Here is a 20,762-nt window from a genome sequence, read left to right as displayed (position 1 = left end):
CTGTAATTGCCAATGTTGCGTTTGCTCCATTGGTCAAACTTCCAACTGTCCATACTCCGGTTCCTGAGTTATAGGTTCCTACCGATGGAGTATCACTCACATAGGTGTATCCTGATGGTAATAGATCATTTACTACTACTCCTGTTGCATCACTTGGACCTGTGTTTGATACTGTTAATGTAAAGGTGATATTGTCTCCTACATTAGGTGTAGAGTTGTCTACTGTCTTGGTGATCGATAAGTCTGATTGAGGTACCGGTACAGGTGTGTTGGTATCGCTATCATCACTTCCATCAGGGTCGTTCTGATCACCACTTACCGTAGCCGTGTTGGCATAACTTCCTGTAGCATTTACACTAACTGTGATTGACAATGTTGCGTTTGCTCCATTGGTTAAACTTCCAACTGTCCATACTCCGGTTCCTGAGTTATAGGTTCCTACCGATGGGGTGTCACTCACATAGGTGTATCCTGATGGTAATAGATCATTTACTACTACTCCTGTTGCATCACTTGGACCTGTGTTTGATACTGTTAATGTAAAGGTGATATTGTCTCCTACATTAGGTGTAGAGTTGTCTACTGTCTTGGTGATCGATAAGTCTGATTGAGATACCGGTACAGGTGTGTTGGTATCGCTGTCATCACTTCCATCAGGGTCGTTCTGATCACCACTTACCGTAGCCGTGTTTGCATAAGTTCCTGTAGCGTTTACAGTGGCTGTAATCTGCAAAACAACATTCCCTCCGTTAGTTAAATTGCCTATTGTCCAAACACCGGTTCCAGAATTATAGTTTCCTCCTCCATTATCACTCACGTACGTGTATCCTGAAGGTAATAGATCATTCACTACCACTCCTGTTGCATTGTCAGGTCCACTGTTGTTAACAGTTAAACTGAAAACAATATTCTCACCAACATTAGGCGTTGAATCATCAACTGTTTTCGCTATACTTAAATCTGCTTGCGCTATAGTATTAGTTAGTACTACATCATCGGTACTGCTACAAGTTCCATTGGTAATGGTCCAACGTAAAGTCGCGCTGGTTCCTACGGGAACTCCTGTTACGCCACTGGTCGGTGAGCTTGGTGTGGTGATTGTAGCTGTTCCACTTACAACACTCCAACTTCCAGTTCCTACTACTGGCGTGTTTCCTGCAAGTGTAAAACTACTGTTGGATACTTGGTTGATATCACTCCCTGCGGCGGCTGTCGTTGCTAACTCGTCATTGGTAAGTACTACATCATCTGTACTGTTGGTAATTCCATTGGTAATAGTCCATCTCAAAGTTGCACTGCTTCCGGCTGGTACGCCTGTAACTCCACTGGTAGGTGAACTTGGCGTGGTGATCGTAGCCGTGCCACTTACAACACTCCAACTTCCTGTATTCCCTGCTCCAGGGGTATTTCCTGCCAAAGTAAATGACCCATCGTTACATTGTGATTGGTCTGTTCCTGCTGCAGCAGTGGTTAAACTTGCTGCGTTGTTTGTTAGTACCACATCATCGGTACTGCTACACGCTCCATTGGTGATCGTCCAACGCAACGTTGCTGAAGTATTTAAAGGAACTCCTGTTACTCCACTGGTCGGTGAACTTGGTGTAGTGATTGTAGCGGTTCCACTTACTACACTCCAACTTCCAGTTCCTACTACTGGCGTGTTTCCTGCTAGTGTAAAACTACTGTTGGATACTTGGTTGATATCACTTCCTGCTGCGGCTGTCGTAGCTAACTCATCATTGGTCAAGACTACATCATCTGTACTGTTGGTAATTCCATTGGTAATCGTCCATCTCAAAGTTGCACTGCTTCCGGCTGGTACGCCTGTGACTCCACTGGTAGGTGAACTTGGGGTCGTAATTGTAGCGGTTCCACTTACTACACTCCATGTTCCTGTGTTTCCTGCTCCAGGGGTATTTCCCGCCAAAGTAAATGATCCATCATTACATTGTGATTGATCACTACCCGCTGCTGAAGTGGTTAAGGTTGATGAACTATTGGTTAATATCACATCATCTGTACTGCTACAAGTTCCATTGGTAATGGTCCAGCGTAAAGTCGCGCTGGTTCCTACGGGAACTCCTGTTACTCCACTGGTCGGTGAGCTTGGAGTGGTGATTGTAGCTGTTCCACTTACAACACTCCACATTCCTGTTCCTACAACGGGAGTGTTTCCTGCAAGTGTAAAACTACTGTTGGATACTTGGTTGATATCACTTCCTGCGGCGGCTGTCGTAGCTAACTCATCATTGGTCAGCACTACATCATCTGTACTGTTGGTAATTCCATTGGTAATAGTCCATCTCAAAGTTGCACTGCTTCCGGCTGGTACGCCTGTAACTCCACTGGTAGGTGAACTTGGCGTGGTGATCGTAGCCGTGCCACTTACAACACTCCAACTTCCTGTGTTTCCTGCTCCAGGGATATTTCCCGCCAAAGCAAATGACCCATCGTTACATTGTGATTGGTCTGTTCCTGCTGCAGCAGTGGTTAAACTTGCTGCGTTATTTGTTAGTACTACATCATCTGTACTACTACAAGTTCCATTGGTGATCGTCCAACGCAACGTTGCTGAAGTATTTAAAGGAACTCCTGTAACCCCACTGGTAGGTGAACTTGGTGTGGTGATTGTAGCTGTTCCACTTACAACACTCCAACTTCCAGTTCCTACTACTGGCGTGTTTCCTGCTAGTGTAAAACTACTGTTGGATACTTGGTTGATATCACTTCCTGCTGCGGCTGTCGTAGCTAACTCATCATTGGTCAAGACTACATCATCTGTACTGTTGGTAATTCCATTGGTAATCGTCCATCTCAAAGTTGCACTGGTTCCTGCGGGAACTCCTGTGACTCCACTGGTAGGTGAACTTGGGGTCGTAATTGTAGCGGTTCCACTTACTATACTCCATGTTCCTGTGTTTCCTGCTCCAGGGGTATTTCCCGCCAAAGTAAATGATCCATCATTACATTGTGATTGATCACTACCCGCTGCTGAAGTGGTTAAGGTTGATGAACTATTGGTTAATATCACATCATCTGTACTGCTACAAGTTCCATTGGTGATCGTCCAACGCAACGTTGCTGAAGTATTTAAAGGAACTCCTGTAACTCCACTGGTCGGTGAACTTGGTGTGGTGATTGTAGCTGTTCCACTTACTACACTCCAACTTCCAGTTCCTACTACTGGCGTGTTTCCTGCTAGTGTAAAACTACTATTGGATACTTGGTTGATATCACTCCCTGCGGCGGCTGTCGTAGCTAACTCATCATTGGTCAAGACTACATCATCTGTACTGTTGGTAATTCCATTGGTAATAGTCCATCTCAAAGTTGCACTGGTTCCTGCGGGAACTCCTGTGACTCCACTGGTAGGTGAACTTGGGGTCGTAATTGTAGCGGTTCCACTTACTACACTCCATGTTCCTGTGTTTCCTGCTCCTGGGGTGTTTCCTGCTAAGGTAAAGGCTCCATCGTTACATTGTGATTGGTCTGTTCCTGCTGCAGCGGTGGTTAAACTTGCTGCGTTATTTGTTAGTACCACATCATCTGTACTACTACAAGCCCCATTCGTAATCGTCCAGCGTAAAGTGGCGCTGGTTCCTACGGGAACTCCTGTGACTCCACTGGTCGGTGAGCTTGGAGTGGTGATTGTAGCTGTTCCACTTACAACACTCCACATTCCTGTTCCGACAACGGGAGTGTTTCCTGCAAGTGTAAAACTACTGTTGGATACTTGGTTGATATCACTCCCTGCTGCGGCTGTCGTAGCTAACTCATCATTGGTCAAGACTACATCATCTGTACTGTTGGTAATTCCATTGGTAATAGTCCATCTCAAAGTTGCACTGCTTCCGGCTGGTACGCCTGTGACTCCACTGGTAGGTGAACTTGGCGTGGTGATCGTAGCGGTGCCACTTACAACACTCCATGTTCCTGTGTTCCCTGCTCCTGGCGTGTTTCCTGCTAAGGTAAATGACCCATCGTTACATTGTGCTTGATCTGTGCCTGCTGCTGAGGTGGTAACTGCTTGAACATTAGTTAGCACAACATCATCGGTACTACTACAAGTTCCATTGGTAATGGTCCAACGTAAAGTGGCACTCGTTCCTACGGGAACTCCTGTGACTCCACTAGCAGGGGAACTTGGTGTAGTGATCGTGGCTGTTCCACTTACAACACTCCACATTCCTGTTCCTACAACTGGAGTGTTTCCTGCTAAGGTGAAAGATCCATTGGCTTCTTGGTCAATATCACTTCCCGCGGCTGAGGTCGTTGCTAACTCGTCATTGGTCAAGACTACATCATCTGTACTATTTGAGATTCCATTGGTAATTGTCCAACGTAAAGTAGCACTGGTTCCGGCTGGTACGCCTGTGACTCCACTGGTAGGTGAACTTGGGGTCGTAATTGTAGCGGTTCCGCTTACTACACTCCATGTTCCTGTGTTTCCTGCTCCAGGGGTATTTCCCGCCAAAGTAAATGATCCATCATTACATTGTGATTGATCACTACCCGCTGCTGAAGTGGTTAAAGCAACTGAAACCGTAACAGTTATAACGTTACTCTCTATAGAGCAACTACTTCCGTTTATAGTACTGGTTGCTATTCTTTTATAGTATGTTGTTTGTGTAATTGTTCCTTCATCATAAGTAGCACTTGTAGCTCCTCCAATATTAGTAAACCCAGAGCTTGCACTTGTTGTACTTCTTTGCCATTGATAAGTAATTGCACTTACATGTCCTGCCGGGGCTGCCACTTCTGTAAAAGCAGCTACATCATCTCCTGAAGAAATTGTTTGATCGGATCCTATGGTTCCTCCATCAGGAATGGTGATTGAAAAAGCATACTCTATACTAATTTTTCCTGTACCTGAATTTCTTACTGTTAAAACTGCATTATAAGTTCCTGCTGTAGCTATTGAAGAAACTACAACAGATATTGGAGAACTTGGGAGTGTCTCGTTAGTTACATCTCTAAATCCAACTGCTTCGGCAGCTGTGTCGAAGTTAATACTATATTGATCTGGTGAATTTGTGGTTCCACTATAAGCCAAATTTACATTCCCGTCTCCAGGACAAGCTTCAAGAGCTGTATCTGTTAATGTAATCGTTGGTGTTGTTCCATCTGTGATCGTAATGGTAATTGGATAACTTTTTTCACAACTATTTGTTCCTTCTCTCAAAGTAAAAGTAGCTGAGTAAGATCCTGCCGCTAATCCAGCAGGCACATCAAGAACAATTGGTGATGCTGGTAAAGTTGTATAAGTAACATCTGTAAAAGCTACATCATCATAATCTATTTTGTATTCTAAAGAAGATCCCGTGGTAGCAGAATAAGTAAGGTTCACCGTTTGAGCTCCTGCACTAAATGATGCTGAAGGGTTTGCTCCTAAGGTTATGGATGGTGCTGGGTTTACAGTTATCGGACCTAAGGTATTTGTTGAGGTTACCGTTGAACAAGTAACTCCAATTTTAAAAGCCCTTACTTCTACCGAAGTGACAGAAGTTCCTAATCCATCAGTACTAATAGACATTGAAGCTCCTGTTCCTACTTTTGAAGGTCCAATAGTATTTCCGTCCTGATCATATACCTGATAAATAACTCCGGTTTCTGTAGCATCAATTGTTAAACTAATGGTACTATCTTCACAAGCTGTAGAAGATGATAATGACGAAATTGTAAAAGCTGATGGTGGATCACAAACAACAGTCTTACTTGAAGATTGATCACTTTCACAACTTCCTCCTGCTTCGGTTGCTGTAACAGAAACGGTGGCTCCTGTATATAAAACATCAAATCCATCTGGATTGGTTGCTGCATCTAGACTACTGATTGTCCATGATCCATCTCCTGAAGAAATTGTTGTCGTTGCTCCTGAAACAAAATCTCCATCCAAATAAAGTTGAATCACGGTGCCGTCTGCAAAACTACTGGTTCCAGAAACACTAGCATCTCCTTCTGTAATGGTAGGAGTTGTTATTGTTAAGGTGCCTATGGCTGTTTTTGTTTGTATTAGGATTTCATTCGAAATATCACTCTCCAACTCTGAGCCGTTTTTGGCTGTGGCAGCAATATATCTTCCTGAAGCAATACTCAATCCTGATAAAGTCCAAGAACCATTAGCTGCAACAGTTGTAGTTCCTTCATTAGTATCTGAAGTGGTTACTCCTGAGGTTGCTTTAGAATAAACGGTAATGGTAGCTCCTATTTCACTTGATGTTCCTGACACTTCGGAAACTGTTCCTGATACACAATAACTTCCTGTAACAACAGGTTCTAAAGATTTCCCTACAACAGTTAAAGTAGATGACTCTGCTACACAAGGAGTTCCTGTATCTGAACTAGTTACATATAACACATCACCTACAGTTAAATTTAAGCTAGAAATATCTATAGACCATGTTGTTGAGCTCACTACTGATGTAGTTAATCCTGTGGCTACATTATTTTTATAGACTTCAACATCTGCAGAAGTACTTGCTCCAAAAGTTCCTGATAATGTAGATGAAGATGTTAACAAAGTTGTTGGTGAAGTGATGCTTATCGTTGTAGAAAGTGCATCTCCACCTCCTCCTGTTCTACAGTAAGCAAAAGGTGGCGCTGTTCTGTCTGATTCACACTCTCCTGCTGTTATGTTCTCGATAGAAACAGAATAATACCCGGATGGAACTTTATATCCTCCAGAACTAGGACCAATTTCCCAGGTTCCTCCTACGTCTACGACAACATCTTGCGGCATACTTACAGAGCCCATTGATGCTACTGCTCCGTTAGCATCATATAAATATACTCTTATGGTATTTCCTACAGGCTCTGTAGTAGTTCCTGTAATGTTTCTACCACTATTAGAACCTATGGTTGTAATCACCGGAGTATCTGATTGTGTACAGGCTACTGCTGTTACAGTTTCTATATCACAATTGTCTATAGATGTTCCTTTCTCTGTTCCTGCAGATTCAGGCACTGTTGCCGTTGCTTTGATCACATCATCTGTAACCAAACTTGGTGCAATGGGAGAGAGTGTCCATGTTCCTCCACTCACTGTGGTTGTCCCAATAGAAACGTCATTTTTAAACACTTCAATGATTGTACCATCTACCTCGGTAGAAGTTCCGCTTACCGAAGTGGCTCCATTTACAATAGCATCAACTGTTGGACAGTCTGCTCTAGGTAATGGTGGATCGCTTGTTGTTCCGTCTGTTGGAGTTTGATTATCTATTATTTCTTCAGTTAAATCATCTAAACCTCCGGTAGTATCATCTATTCCTCCTAAATCTGAAATCCCATTATTCCCAACAGCTGCATTAGGATTGATTACTGTTAAAGTTACCATTCTAACCTTGGTGCTACTGGTAAGAGTTACTCCTCCTCCAAGAGAAGTTAAATCTGCAAATGGCACATAGAAATCGTAGAAATAATCTGGGTCATCACAATTTGTAGTTAGTGCTAATGATTTTTGAGCAAATGTTTCATAAGGTCTATCATTAAAAGTTCCTATTTCTGTACCTCCATCAGCAAGACCATCAATATTGTATACACTCACCCCAAAATTTGTTCTTAAAATGATTTCTATCTCAAATCCCGGGTTACCAACAACAGCGTTAGGATCTCTGTTGGGTCCTTCAAACCCAAACTTCTGATCGGTATCAATCAAAACTGAATATCCCTTGGAATTGGGTGCTGTTCCTCCCAAACGGAATCGAAACAACATATTGGTCCCATCATTATAGTAATAGGTAGATTCTCCATCTGCTGCTGGCACCATATCGGTATAAAAACAGTCTGGCCCTGGCCCCAAATCGGAGTCTGGTTCTGTTTGCACTTTAGGAATTGCCACATAAGGGATTTCACTAAAAAGTATATCAAAAATATCTGTGGGTAATTGATTTGCGGGAAATCCGCTACTTGTTTGCGATGTATATCCATCTGCGTTAGGGTCTAAGGGACTTCCCGCTGTTGAACCTTCATAAATAAGTCCAGCAGTTTGCGAATAAGATATACTAACAAACAATAAAGATGCAGCTATCGTTATGATAGCCCTGAGGAGAATCTTCATATTTTGCTTTTAGTTAGTTTAGACTTATTAAAAATAGTAAAATAAACTTTCAAAAACCATCTATCAACTAAAAATCAATTATTTGAGTTTTAAATCAGGTATATTTACCTAATTATAAACTTTAAAGAAACTACTCTAAAAAATACTTGGTCTTTCCTTAAACTAAAATTAAATTTACTCGCGTCACCTTCCTTTGGCAGGTAAATCCGTTTGTTCCGAGTATGGAACGTTTTACAAGCAAAACTTTATAGCTCTCTCACTTCGTCAAGCTCAGTACAAATTGCTAATTAGCTCTAAAATAGAACTGTTTTTCTATGACTAAAGAGTTTGTTAAACCTTAAACTACCCGCCCCGAATTTTACACCAAAATGAAAATCAGGTATTTATACCTGCTTTTCTAAAAACAAAGACTTCTAACTTTAAAAAGTCAATAAAGTAATATTTACACTTCTGTCTTTGTCCCCTCCACAACTTCAGAATAAAATTTTAAAGTTTATGATTTCAGCTCAGTCTAAAAAAAGCTGCAACCTTAATGGCTTTGTATCTCAAAAATATGCTTCGCTAGGATCATTTTCTGTTAACAAAGGCTCTTTAGAGACGAATTTAATTATTCAGTACAGAAAACTTTTTAAATGTTAAACCTAATACAAATGATTTATAATGCCAGTTACTAAAGTAGATCTTTCGAGCCTAGAATTTGGAGAAACCTATCACATTGGCGCAGCAATGATTTTGGCTCCAAAATCTAATATGTGCCAGAAATATCATTTATCCTATAAATCTGATAGTGATTATCCAATGACTAATGCGCAATTAAATTTTTTGAATTCTGTTCTCTACTCGCCATCTTATCCTCGAGACGGTAATGGAGTAAATAATAATGGTCTTGCAAAAAATGAATGCACAGAAGATATCATTGCCCCTGCTTTTGCAAATAGCCCCACAGCTGCTGGCAACATAGTTCGTAAGTGTTTTTTAATAGAGTGTTTGAACAACTATCAAGGCGAAGCTGCCGATGATGCTGCCAAAGAGATGTCTAAAAAACTGACCAACTTCATTAAAACTCAAGATGACAATTTAAAGACGCAAAGTAAACGAGCAATCATCAGAATTAGGAATAAAGTAGGACAAAATCGAAATATAACAAAAGAACTCGTAGGACAAATTGCGACGAGTTTAAAAACCAATGCCAATATTCAAGAAATTATTTTTGTTGGAGACTCAATGGATTTACCTCCAGAACCTTCTGGAGTATCATTTATCGATTTGCGCGGTTTTCTTAACGATACTAAGTTCAAGGAAATATCGGGTCAAGGGGAGTCTGAACAAGAAGACTTTTCATTCGTAGCTCAGTTGATGTTCTTCTTCGTGCTTTTTCGCAAATATGAGGTTAAGATGCAAGTTGGTATGATGAGTGGAGCTATGGATGGTACCGCTTTTATTGGAGTTCCTACCATATTTTTTGAAGAACAATCTGGAGCTGCTCCAGCTGCAAACTCTAGAATGGGACAAGCAGCTACTGCCATACCTAATATGGAACAAGTTTCTTATGTCTCTGGAAGTTTTGATTCAAGTGATAGTAAAAAAAGTTCAATGCCTGCTGCAACTATTACAGCCTTAGATACAGCAATAGTAAACCTTAACAAACTATGAAATTTTCAGACTTAAAAAGTACCCTTGAATCCTGTAATTCAGGAGGAACATTCACACTTGCAGCGGATAAATTGGGGGCTACAAGTATTCAAAGTGTTATAGACACTTATTTCCCGTCTAGTAAGTCTCTGGTTTTAACTAGCACTTCTCTGAACTCAACTGATTCAGAAATCACCATTACAGGAGGTATTACTTTATACTCAATTCCATATACAACTGCTTCCATCGTATTCAGTTTGGATACTGAGTCAAATCCAAAGTTCAAACTCACAATCACCTTACCTACTAATTGGAGCTTTTCTCAATATGCGCCTTCTATTACAGGTGGTTATCTCAATAATTTTGTATTTAGCGATGCTAAGCTAATTTTACAATCCTATACCACTACATCTCCCATAAATTTGGTTCAAGGATTAAATTTTTCCGGAACTATTTCTAGCGGATTATCAAGTCCTTTGTCTGAATTGTTACCGGGTTCCGTGAAAATTTCAGGGAGTATGTCTGGAGGGGCAGATCAGCCCATATTAAACTTATGGTTAGCTAGCCCTATAGCCTCTATTTTTGGTTCCTCTTTTAGTTTACCCAAGACATACGCTGGTATTTCAACTTTCATAGCATCCAATAAGTTAGATCAAGGTTCATCACCTTGTTATCAAACTATTCAATTCAAGTCAACAATTCCTGTTTCCGGAACCACCTTAAATATTGATGGGACCTATTCTAATATAGACAGTACTGTATTAATTGAAGCCAAAGATGAGTCTTTGACACTTTCCAATAGTTTGGCAGATGTTTTTAGTTTAATCAACTTTACTCCAAGCATCCCTTGGCCCAAAAATAATAATGGAGGCTCAGGTAGTTCTTTCCTGAATGATATTTATTTGACCAATTTACGGTTATTAGGCACAGTAGAACCTACAGCTGCCTTACAGTCCTTTTCATTTGGGATCGACGTTAAAACAGATTGGTCTTTTATTGAAAATAAAATTACATTAAAAAATGTGATGGCCGGAGTTTGGGTAGACAATCCACTCAAGGCTACTGAAAGGCAATACGGAGGGCAAATCTCTGGCTCATTTTTACTAGGTTCACAAAGCAATGTTGAGGTTGACCTCTATGCACAAATGCCTCCATCGGGTAGTGAATCCGGATGGAGTTTCTTTGGAAGTACAGCTCCAGGTAGTGTTATAGACATTAGCAACGTTATAAAAGACATCAATAACAAGTTCAGCATCAACCTCCCAAATGTACTGAACAGTTTTGAGCTATCTAATGTAAAAGTTGGGTTTGCTACAGGAGATACAACTAACATTTATTGCTATTTCGACTTATCCTTCGAAGTATCCGGACAACAAATTGAGTTGGATGCCAAGATATCCATTACAAATAATGGTGGTACTTATTCTGAAACTGCTACTGGTAAACTCACTATTGGAAGTGCTGAATTTGATGTTACTTTCAGTAAAGAAACTGATGATTTGAGCTTTACGGCAACCTGGAGTGATACAGAAGACCCTATTACTTTATCTGACATTGCCTCTACTTTTGGGTTTACGCTTCCAACCTTGCCAGCTGGACTTGACCTTGCCTTAGAGTCAGTTAGCTTGACTTATGATTTCACCAAAAAAAGCATCAATTTCACAGCTACAACGAACTATGGAGATGCTACTTTTAAAGCAATCAAAAATACTGTCACAGATGCATGGGAATTCTATTTTAATATAGATGTTAGTGCAGGAAATATTGATTTAGGAAGTAAATTCCCGGTGGTTGGTTCAGACCTCAGCAATTTAGTAATCTTAAAAGATATAGGTCTCTATATAACATCCAAAAGCGTAGATAAGTTTACAGCTGATTATCCTACCTTACTTCCCGGAGTAAGTCTATCACTAACCGCGGAACTTGACGGACAAGCAGAGCCAGCAGTTATAGTACCTTTATATGTATATAAGTCATCTAAAGAGGGTCTGAATCAAACTGAAGAGTTTACTACTCTTACCGCAATCAAAGACAAATCCAATCCGCCTTCTCAGAATATTCAATGGATCAACTTCTCTAGAACCATTGGTCCTATCACCTTTAAAAAGCTTGGGTTATTGCCAAGTGGTGAATCACTTTCGATTTATCCAGATATTGTCTTATCAAAGAGTGGTATTGAACTAGATCTAGATGGATTGTGTATAGATATCTCAATAGCAGAACTTTTACAGGAAAAATTAGATGTAGGCTTTTCCATTGATGGATTGGGTGTTAGCTATCAAAGTGATACCGTTCAAATTACAGGTCAATTTTTAAAATCTACAGATTCACTGGGAGATCCGGAATACTTAGGTGAGGTGATTGCTCAATTTTCAAAATTTGGATTATCGGCTGTGGGAGGCTATATTCCTAAATCAACAAAGACTGATGCCTCCTTCTTTATTTATGCCAATTTGAATGCAGACCTGGGAGGTTCACCTTCGCTCTTTGTCACAGGAATTACCTTCGGAATGGGATTGAATTATCAATTGAATCCACCCACCATAAAGGACTTAGGAACCTATGGGCTGTTACCTGATTATGCTCCGAGTGATTCCGATGGCATGGCCGCCATCACAAATCTCACAAAACCACAAGCAAATGGTTCACCTGCTGTTCTTGAACAGAAAGATGGTGAAAACTGGTTTGCCGCAGGTGTAAAAGTCATCTCCTATAATATGATCAAAGGTTTTGCTTTGGTTACGGTTTCTTATGGCGTAGAAACGGATATTGGAATTTTGGGATCGGTAAGTATGAAACTACCAACAAATGATAAAAATCCTATTGGGCTCATAGAGTTGGATATGTCCGTTAACTTTAATCCGGCCTCGAATGTATTGCCTATGATTGGTGTGGTATCGCCCCAATCCTACTTGATGAGCTCTGAAATTCAACTGAACGGAGGGTTTGCCTTTTACATATGGTATGCCGGACAGTACAAAGGTGATTTTGTCTTCACCGTTGGAGGATACTATCCACAATTTACAATTCCAAGCTATTATCCGAAAGTAGCTCCTTTAGATATTAGTTTTAGTATGGGACCATTCAAAGCCGAAGGTAGTGCCTACTTAGCCATTACTCCAGGTGCTTTTATGGCTGGTTTACGATATACAGCTTCTTTCTCTTTCGCCAATGTCAAAGCTTGGTATTCTGAAGGAATCGATTTCTATGTGAAATGGGCACCACTATCCTATACCGCTCATGCTTATGTGAATGTTGGAGTGTCGGTAGATTTGGCATTATTTACGGTGCATGCTTCTATTGGTGCTGATGCTATTGTATGGGGACCACCTTTCGGAGGGGAAGCTCATGTGAATTTAGATGTGGTCAGTTTTACCATTCATTTTGGCGAAAAACAAACAACTACCATTCCACTCAGTTGGTCTGAATTTGAAACCAAATTCCTTCCTTCCGGACAATCAAACACCACTCACCATACAACAGCCTTCTTGGTAGAAGTTGAAGATCCATCGTCAAATAGTAAAAATATTGAAGCCACCGTATCGCATGGACAACTGCAAAAAGGTGTGTCTATGGGCACCAATAAGACAGGTACTGTCCTGGACCCTAATGACTTTGTAATTGACACAGGCGTGAAATTCCCAGCAAACGGAGCTACTTGGGCTTCCGACACTGGTACATATACGGTTCTTAACAATGCAAGTACCACAGACTACAGTAAAAATAATAATCCTGAAGTCAAATCATTCAAAGGGCAAAAACCATGGCATACGGATATTTACAACAATCCTGTGAAAACTCAAAAGTTAGATTCGACGCTAGCCATTTCTTTGGTAGACATAGATAATAATACTCAAGTGACTCGAGTGAGTATTACTCCTGTTTATACAAATTCGAGTTATGCACTGTATGGCGACCCAAAAAAGAAAGATGATCCAAAAAATCAAATGGTGGCGAATACCTTAGAAGGATTCATCATCACTCCCTATAAAAACGATCCGTTTAATGTAAGAGAAGTACCTCTATTAGATCTGATCTTTCAAGAAGGGAATATCTTCCCTGTCTCTTACACAGCTGCAGCTGCGGATTCTACCTATAAAGTTACTATTACAGAAACCGATATAGCAACTGACATCTCTTTGGCAATCACCGTTACCAAGTCAGATGTATCAGTAAAAGGTTCGCCCTTTCAGAACTCGAATTTCAAACTAAGTTGCCTTACCAGTAAATGGGTGAAAGATCAACAAAGCAGCGTCTTGACAGAGTTACAGTCGAAATTCCCTAGTGAATTCCCTGCAGACCTCTCTTTAACACAAATGGCCGGTACAGCAATGTATGATTGGCCTCAAGTACAAATCTTAGGAGCATAATTATGAGCACAAATCCACGAACATCGAATTATATTCTTGACGAAAATGTTACTTTCTGTCAAAACCATTTACCGGGATTGGATGCTGGTAAATACAAACTAGAATTGACTCAAACCATTCAGGAAGCTACGGATGGCGATACTGCAACACAAGGAGACGCGCTACCAAGAACCTATACAGCAACGGAGTATTATGCTGTGAAAGGAGATCGATTCTTCATCTCGCAACCTGCGAATACCATTCACTCGATTTTCCCACAAAATTCAGGACAGTTTAACAAGGTGCTACCTCAGGTGGTTTTTTCCAAGACAAAGTTTCCTTGGATTAGAACACCTAAATCTGGAACCATGAAATATGTGGATAATGATAGCACAGATGTAGCTACTTGGCTTTGGGTACTGCTATTGGATGAAAACGATAAAAACAACTTTCCCGGTTTAGAACTCACACCGAAAAATGGAACTGTTCAAGATTTATTTCCTGCGGTAGGTGATACTTTCTGTTCTTATTTTACAACTGGTGATACCCCTACAAACTCATTGGATGTAGGAGAATCAACCACTGACAAGATTCAATATATAGACATTCCCGGGGAGCTTTTTGTGCAACTGGCACCTAGTATGGCTGATCTACAACTGATGGCACATGGAAGAAGTGTAGCCACCGATCCAGGAGACAGCAATGTTTCCAAGGATCCGGATTTAGGATCGTATTCTGTTGTATTCGGAAATCGATTACCCAGCGAAGAGGTGACCAAATCTACTGCGTACTTAGTGTCTCTAGAAGGACTTCAAGATTATTTACCGGGTAATGATGATGATGCACCTACCACAGCTATTCCGACAGGGGATTCCATGCGTTTAGCTGTGTTGAAATCCTGGAGCTTTTTTAACAAAGAAAATCCTGTAAAATTTGATGCCACACTTGAAGCTTTAAACGACGCCAAAACTTCTCAACCTCTGAAGCCTAATCTGACCTTGCCTTACGATAATTCAGGTACATTGTTGGACAACGCTCTTAAAATGGGATATACGCCCATGAATGAGACCTTGAGAACTGGAGAAAAAACAGTCTCATGGTATCGAGGACCTTTCACTCCCTATGAAGTGAACCCCAAGAATTTTAAGCTGCCTTTTTCTTCTTCGGATAGTGCCTTAGTTTTTGATCCTACTACAGGATTATTTGATGCTTCTTATGCCGCTGCTTGGGAATTAGGTCGCTTAATGGCTCTGCAGAATAAATCGTTCTCAACGGAGCTTTACAATTGGAAAAAAGGGATCTCGCGTGATATAATTAACAATATTGAAAAACTATTGATCGAAGGTATGATTGATGAAATGCCAACACAAACTACTAAACCTTTCGATGCCAGTACGAGTAGTCTTCAAACCAAGGCCATCAATAGCATTGTACAACTCTTAACCGACGCCTCATGAAAAAAGGATTTTCTAAAAAAGTACTACAAGACGCAGTGCAATCTGCTGTTCAAAAGCCAGAAACGTTTATCCAAGCTTTGGATGGGGCCGAAATACCAGAAAGCATTAGCTCATGGTTGGCGAAACTTTCGCTACTCAAGGGGGTACCTTTTAACTATTTGGTTCCTGATGAGAGTATGTTACCACCAGAGTCCATCAAATTCTTTTATGTTGATCCGAATTGGCAACAAGCATTAATTGACGGAGCTTTTAGCTTAGGTAGAAACCTGACCAATGAGGCTACAAGTATGGGCATGTCACGTGATGCTGCTTTGACACAAAACATTGCAGGTAGCATGGCAGATTATTTGGATCAGAACTATGTCAATAAAATGAAAAAAATAACGACACCAGAAGTTCAAACCGTTACAGGTTTCTTGATCCGATCTAGTGTGGTAAATGCCTATCCAAATATGGGCGTTAATGCCTATCCGTCAGGACATACACCTTTAGACTCAAGTCCTCAGCTCCTACCTATTCTGAGATACGAGCAATTAGGAAGTTCAGATGTTATGATCTGTTTGATTCAAGGTGAGGCAGTACAAATTGATTTACACGAAGCGCCTGAGGTGTTGCATCTTGGAATTGACGACTATTCCTACGATAAAAGTAACAATACCGTGACTGCCTCAAAAAGTGTAAAGTCATTTACTGTCTCAGGAAATAGTGTTAGCATTCCGAATGAAAATCCAACATCTGTTCCGATTGGCAGTGCTTTCCGTAAGAATGCGAAAGCACAGAGAGTCATCAATATGAGCACATTGGCTTCTACAATCTCTTCGCATGAAAATAATGTAGCTATCAATTCCGCGGAGATGGGATTTGTGATGACCGAAGGTGTAGGTACCGTAAGTTTTACTTTCAACTCTTAAAATGAATTAACATGAATGTAATTGTTCCATTAAACATACAAGCACTTAGAGTCAGCCTAGACGATACAGAAAATATTACTTCAAATTTCTGTGGTCAAACTGCCTTATTTCAGGATCTACCCTATTATAAAGGAGAATCTAATAAGTTATCAAGTACCGGTGATTCAATTTATAATCCCCTTCTAGGTGGTGGTGGCGATGGTGTCCAATCGCTTCAAGAAGGTATTCATTTGCATTGGGACCTTCCGGACTACTTCAAAAAAGGAAAACAACATCACAAGAAAGCAAAAATTGAATTCCCTCAAGTACACAATCGTTGGTTGGTCACGCGATTTTTGAGCGTTTGTGAGAAACAAGCAGATCAATCGTATAAATACGTTGCCAAAACTCCAATGTCTTGGGTGGTTGAAAGCGATTATATATCTAGCGAATCTTCTACCAATGGGCGTAGGTCGATTGCTGTGCCATTAAAACCTCAGTCTGGTGATTCCAAACAACCCTTCATGTATATGGGACGTACTGTGAAATATGATGATTGGATAACAGAGACTCCTGACGAAAGCAAATATTTATCTTCTTATGATCAACAATATTTGGATTCTATTGGTTTTGTTGGGTCCTACTTTAGCTCCTATTATCCCGAATGCTCCAGTGTTTTTGGGTTTCATGACAACTTTTCAGACCAATCTACTCTTCATAGTAACATCATGAGTGGCTCTGCAACAAAGTTTAAGGTGAGCTACAGTGTCATTGGATGGGTAGATAGTCCTAGCAAGAATCCTTTGAAAAAACTCAAGGATCCCGTGAACAAATTCAAAGAAGAAATCATAACTCAGTACAATGATTATGTAGATTCCTGTAAATCAAAAGGTGTTCAAGTGGTTGAAACTCCAGCGGATTTCTTTAATCAAATGATGAAACGTGAAACTGATTGGTCATACAATAAAGAAGCAATTCAGTATTCATTAAAACCCTCAAAGAAAATCGACTCCATAGAAATTCCGACTAAGAGTATTTGCTCTGGAATCATGCAAGAAATTGTTTGGGATCAAATGTCTGATGAAAGCACTCCTTTTCTTGGGCAAAATGGTAACGCAGCGATTGAAACTACGGGGAACATCTCAATGGGGAATACAACAGTAGAGGCCATGTCTGCATTATTAAGAGGGTCTAAAAAGACTGGGCAAACTACTGCGGATCAGAAGAAGAATGAACTGATGCTCGATGCTTTGCAATTGGGAATGTTAAAAGACTTAGAAAACAATCCTGATACTCTGATTTCCTTAGAGGAAAAATTGCATAGTGATGCTTTTAATCATCATGATGGCGGCTTGGTATGGAAGATAAACAATACTCAAAAGAATGCATCGGAAACTCTAGATGATTCGATTGCAACTTTATTAAACACATTGAATACAGCACAAAAGGCTTATGATCAAAGTCGATTTGGATTGTATCTAAAGAGAAAACAACTATTTATGGATTGGTTCCGATACATCAAATTGTACAGCTATCGCAACTATAACACAACTCATTCAAATCCTTACCCGAAGCTACATCTTAACCAAAACAATGTAGGGCTCAATCCTTTTCTATTTGGTCAACAAGCCGAAATTTTAGACGTTGCTAATTATGCTAAAAATACGCTAGGTGAATTGGACTATAAGACAGACTCCAAAAGCGGCAATGTTATTAGCATAACCAATACACCGGCTAATGGCACCAAAGCATTGGATGTTAAAAACGCTTTCCAAAATTTATACAATGCTATTGAAAGCAATGCGAATTTACACCTTCATACAGAAGCTTTGGATCGTTTTCATACACCTTCTGATCCCGTTCTTTTATTGGAAACAGAAGCTTTGAATCCCAATCAAAGAAAACCATTGGGTGGTGGAGCTTTCGTACGTTTCTCGAATGAAATCCTTACCCAAATTAATATCACACAAGGTTCAAAATCAGGAACAATCAAAGCAACTCAGATCAATGCCTCTCCTGGCATTCCACAATTTTCAACTAAGAACGGAATGCCAAGTGAAGTACAGGATCTAATCAATGAAATGTATCTTTTGTGTCCAACGTTGGCATCCTCTGCCATGACCGGACTGGTACCAGAACAAGGTGCCAATGCTTTTACCATATCGGATGCAGATCAATTTATATTGGATTTGATGACGGCGCAGGGAGGGTTAAGCCCTCTAGATTTTCAAGGAGCAGCAGCTATAGCGAAACCAAGCCAAAAGGGGCTTTATGAGCAAATAACTCAAGAAGGAAATTCTTTAAAAAACCCTACCGTAGAAGTACCAACATCAGGAGATTCAATTCAATTCCAATTTACCAATACCAGTACTCATGGTGGTTATGTGATGAGCCCTTACGCTTGGAATGCTCAAAGTTTACAGAAGCAATTGATTAATGATGAACCTAACAGAGTAGACCCCTTTATTCCCTTATTCATTATCTGGGGAATGGATTTTTATCCTTTGGTAAAGAACACTCCAAGTTCAACTGTAACTAAAAAAGGAAAAGTAACAGTAAATCAAGCAGGTTATAACAAAGACAATATTAAAGATTATTTTGATTTTGACTCTGATCAAACAGACTATCAATACCTAATGACAGCTGGAAAACCCAAAGATTTTTCAGTTTCTATTCCTCAGAGTTATAGCTACTCAGCTACCCTTAGTCCCAATGCTGCTCTCAAAATTATCAAAGAGATTCAAGATTATAATGACAAAAACCCTACTGATCTGGATCACAAGAAACTAACCAAGATGATCACTGAATTGACTGATAAAAAAATCATCTCTCAGAGAATGTCTTCTTTTAATGATCAGCAGATTCTGACCAAACCGGTAGCAGGAATCAAAGTCGACAATTTAAGAGATCATAATGGTAACGATCAAGTAACCGGTTTTTTTAAGCACGAAATTGAGAGCTCTGCAGACAATTGGTACGCTCATCAATTCAATCGATTGGCTCCAATTTCCAATGGTCCATCAGGCGGTTTTAATCCTTTGAGAGCTGGTTTTACGCAATTGACTAGCGTACAGATTGTAGATGTCTTTGGGCAGATCGTGGAAATCAACCTCAGTAAAAATGGTGGAAGTAGTTTTCATCCTTCTTTTCCTATATCGCCAATAGACGGAGATACTACACATGATGGACAAGTCTATTTACCTCCGCGGATATTATCACCTTCTCGTCTGTGGTTTAAATGGATTTCTGCGCAAGATAACTTGGTGGAAATGGCAAAAGAACCTATAAGCAACCCCATCAATGGTTGGATTGTACCCAACCATTTGGATAACAGTCTTGTTTTTTACAATGCAAATGGTTCTGGTATTGGATCTTTTCGTATTGACGGTAATGATTCACTCAAGTACTATACATGGCCAGGAAATCCATCGAACAACACTCTAAGTGATGACATAGGTCAAAAGGGACAACCTGCCCAAGGAATCAATGCTCATTTGGCCTTTTTAATGCACTATGTGAAAGACCAAGGGGTCGACATTCAATTTTTTAAGGACTTGATGGCAAGTATTCAAAAATCTGAAGACACCAATATTCCTAAAGATTACCAAGAGAGTCAAGCCCTTTCAGTACTTATGGGAAGGCCTTTGGCGATTACCCGAGCAGAAATTGGATTGGAATCTCAAGGAGGACTCCTTCCTCTAGATCAGAGTGCTTTACACACAACAAGCGCTTTTTGCGAGGATGTGTCTAAAGATCGTTACAAGTATACGGATCGCATGGAGTACAGTTCTTCGAATTTGTCTGAGGTAAACGTTCCTGTTCAATTAGGAAATATTGCACATTACGATGACGGTGTTGTTGGATATTTGATAGAAGGCAGTTCCTCTGACCCTTATTCAAATGCCAACTTCTTATCGCCAGCAGCTATCAAGACCCAAGACTCCAAGGTTTTAAAACCAACTTTGGATACTATGTTACCCCTCAGTCTTAATAAAGGAAACTCTTATGTAACCGTTATTGCAGACCCAAGAGGATATATCCATGCGACTACAGGAATTCTTCCTGTGAAAAAATTAAAACTTCCGGCAAATTTTTATAAAGAAGCCTTGAATAAAATTTCAGTAAGCTTTACCACCCGACCCATTTTGAGAGGAGCCCATCATTTTAACATTCCGATCCCCAAAGAATCAGGTTATGAATGGGAGTGGATTCTCGAAAAGACCCCGAACTTACTTGGCGACGATCAGGCTCAACCGATCACTAAAATGAAGGCTCAAAAGGTTGGAGAATCTCCTCAATGGGGTTATTCAAAACAAAGTTTACAAGAAGGGTGGCTAAACTTAAAACCTAAACAATCAGAATAATCATCAACTCATTA

General features: G+C 40.3%; 6 protein-coding genes. 5 read left to right on the top strand and 1 reads right to left on the bottom strand.

The window, feature by feature from the left end; translation table 11 throughout:
- A partial coding sequence (locus ACFSRZ_RS14405; RefSeq protein ID WP_379667270.1) for a beta strand repeat-containing protein occupies nt 1–8,056 on the bottom strand: 8,056 nt, incomplete at its 3' end.
- A gap of 660 nt (nt 8,057–8,716) precedes the next feature.
- On the opposite strand from ACFSRZ_RS14405, the gene ACFSRZ_RS14400 reads away from it, so the two are divergent.
- The 5 genes from ACFSRZ_RS14400 (at nt 8,717) to ACFSRZ_RS14380 (ending at nt 20,748) form a co-directional block, all read left to right on the top strand.
- Nucleotides 8,717–9,709 (top strand): hypothetical protein, encoded by a 993-nt coding sequence (locus ACFSRZ_RS14400; RefSeq protein ID WP_379667269.1) that lies wholly within the window; start codon nt 8,717–8,719, stop codon nt 9,707–9,709.
- Nucleotides 9,706–14,058 (top strand): DUF6603 domain-containing protein, encoded by a 4,353-nt coding sequence (locus ACFSRZ_RS14395; protein ID WP_379667268.1) that lies wholly within the window; start codon nt 9,706–9,708, stop codon nt 14,056–14,058. The genes ACFSRZ_RS14400 and ACFSRZ_RS14395 overlap by 4 nt, the downstream gene beginning before the upstream one ends.
- 2 nt (nt 14,059–14,060) lie before the next feature.
- Nucleotides 14,061–15,494, top strand: coding sequence for a hypothetical protein (locus tag ACFSRZ_RS14390; protein ID WP_379667267.1), 1,434 nt, complete (start codon nt 14,061–14,063; stop codon nt 15,492–15,494).
- Between the two features lie 176 nt (nt 15,495–15,670).
- Nucleotides 15,671–16,405, top strand: coding sequence for a hypothetical protein (locus tag ACFSRZ_RS14385; RefSeq protein ID WP_379667266.1), 735 nt, complete (start codon nt 15,671–15,673; stop codon nt 16,403–16,405).
- Between the two features lie 11 nt (nt 16,406–16,416).
- A complete protein-coding gene (locus ACFSRZ_RS14380; RefSeq protein ID WP_379667265.1) occupies nt 16,417–20,748 on the top strand; it encodes a hypothetical protein in 4,332 nt (1,443 codons plus the stop codon).
- The last annotated feature ends 14 nt before the right edge of the window (nt 20,749–20,762 follow it).

The organism is Pseudotenacibaculum haliotis (assembly GCF_042684245.1).
Taxonomy (GTDB): Bacteria; Bacteroidota; Bacteroidia; order Flavobacteriales; family Flavobacteriaceae; genus Polaribacter; species Polaribacter haliotis_A.
Note: the sequence above shows the minus strand (reverse complement) of the source record. Positions and strands in the feature narration are given on the sequence as shown.

Excerpts from the sequence above, each read along its gene's own strand:
- ACFSRZ_RS14395 (WP_379667268.1), top strand. The coding sequence starts at position 9,706 with ATGAAATTTTCAGACTTAAAAAGTACCCTTGAATCCTGTAATTCAGGA.
- ACFSRZ_RS14380 (WP_379667265.1), top strand. The coding sequence starts at position 16,417 with ATGAATGTAATTGTTCCATTAAACATACAAGCACTTAGAGTCAGCCTA.
- ACFSRZ_RS14390 (WP_379667267.1), top strand. The coding sequence starts at position 14,061 with ATGAGCACAAATCCACGAACATCGAATTATATTCTTGACGAAAATGTT.
- ACFSRZ_RS14400 (WP_379667269.1), top strand. The coding sequence starts at position 8,717 with ATGCCAGTTACTAAAGTAGATCTTTCGAGCCTAGAATTTGGAGAAACC.
- ACFSRZ_RS14385 (WP_379667266.1), top strand. The coding sequence starts at position 15,671 with ATGTTACCACCAGAGTCCATCAAATTCTTTTATGTTGATCCGAATTGG.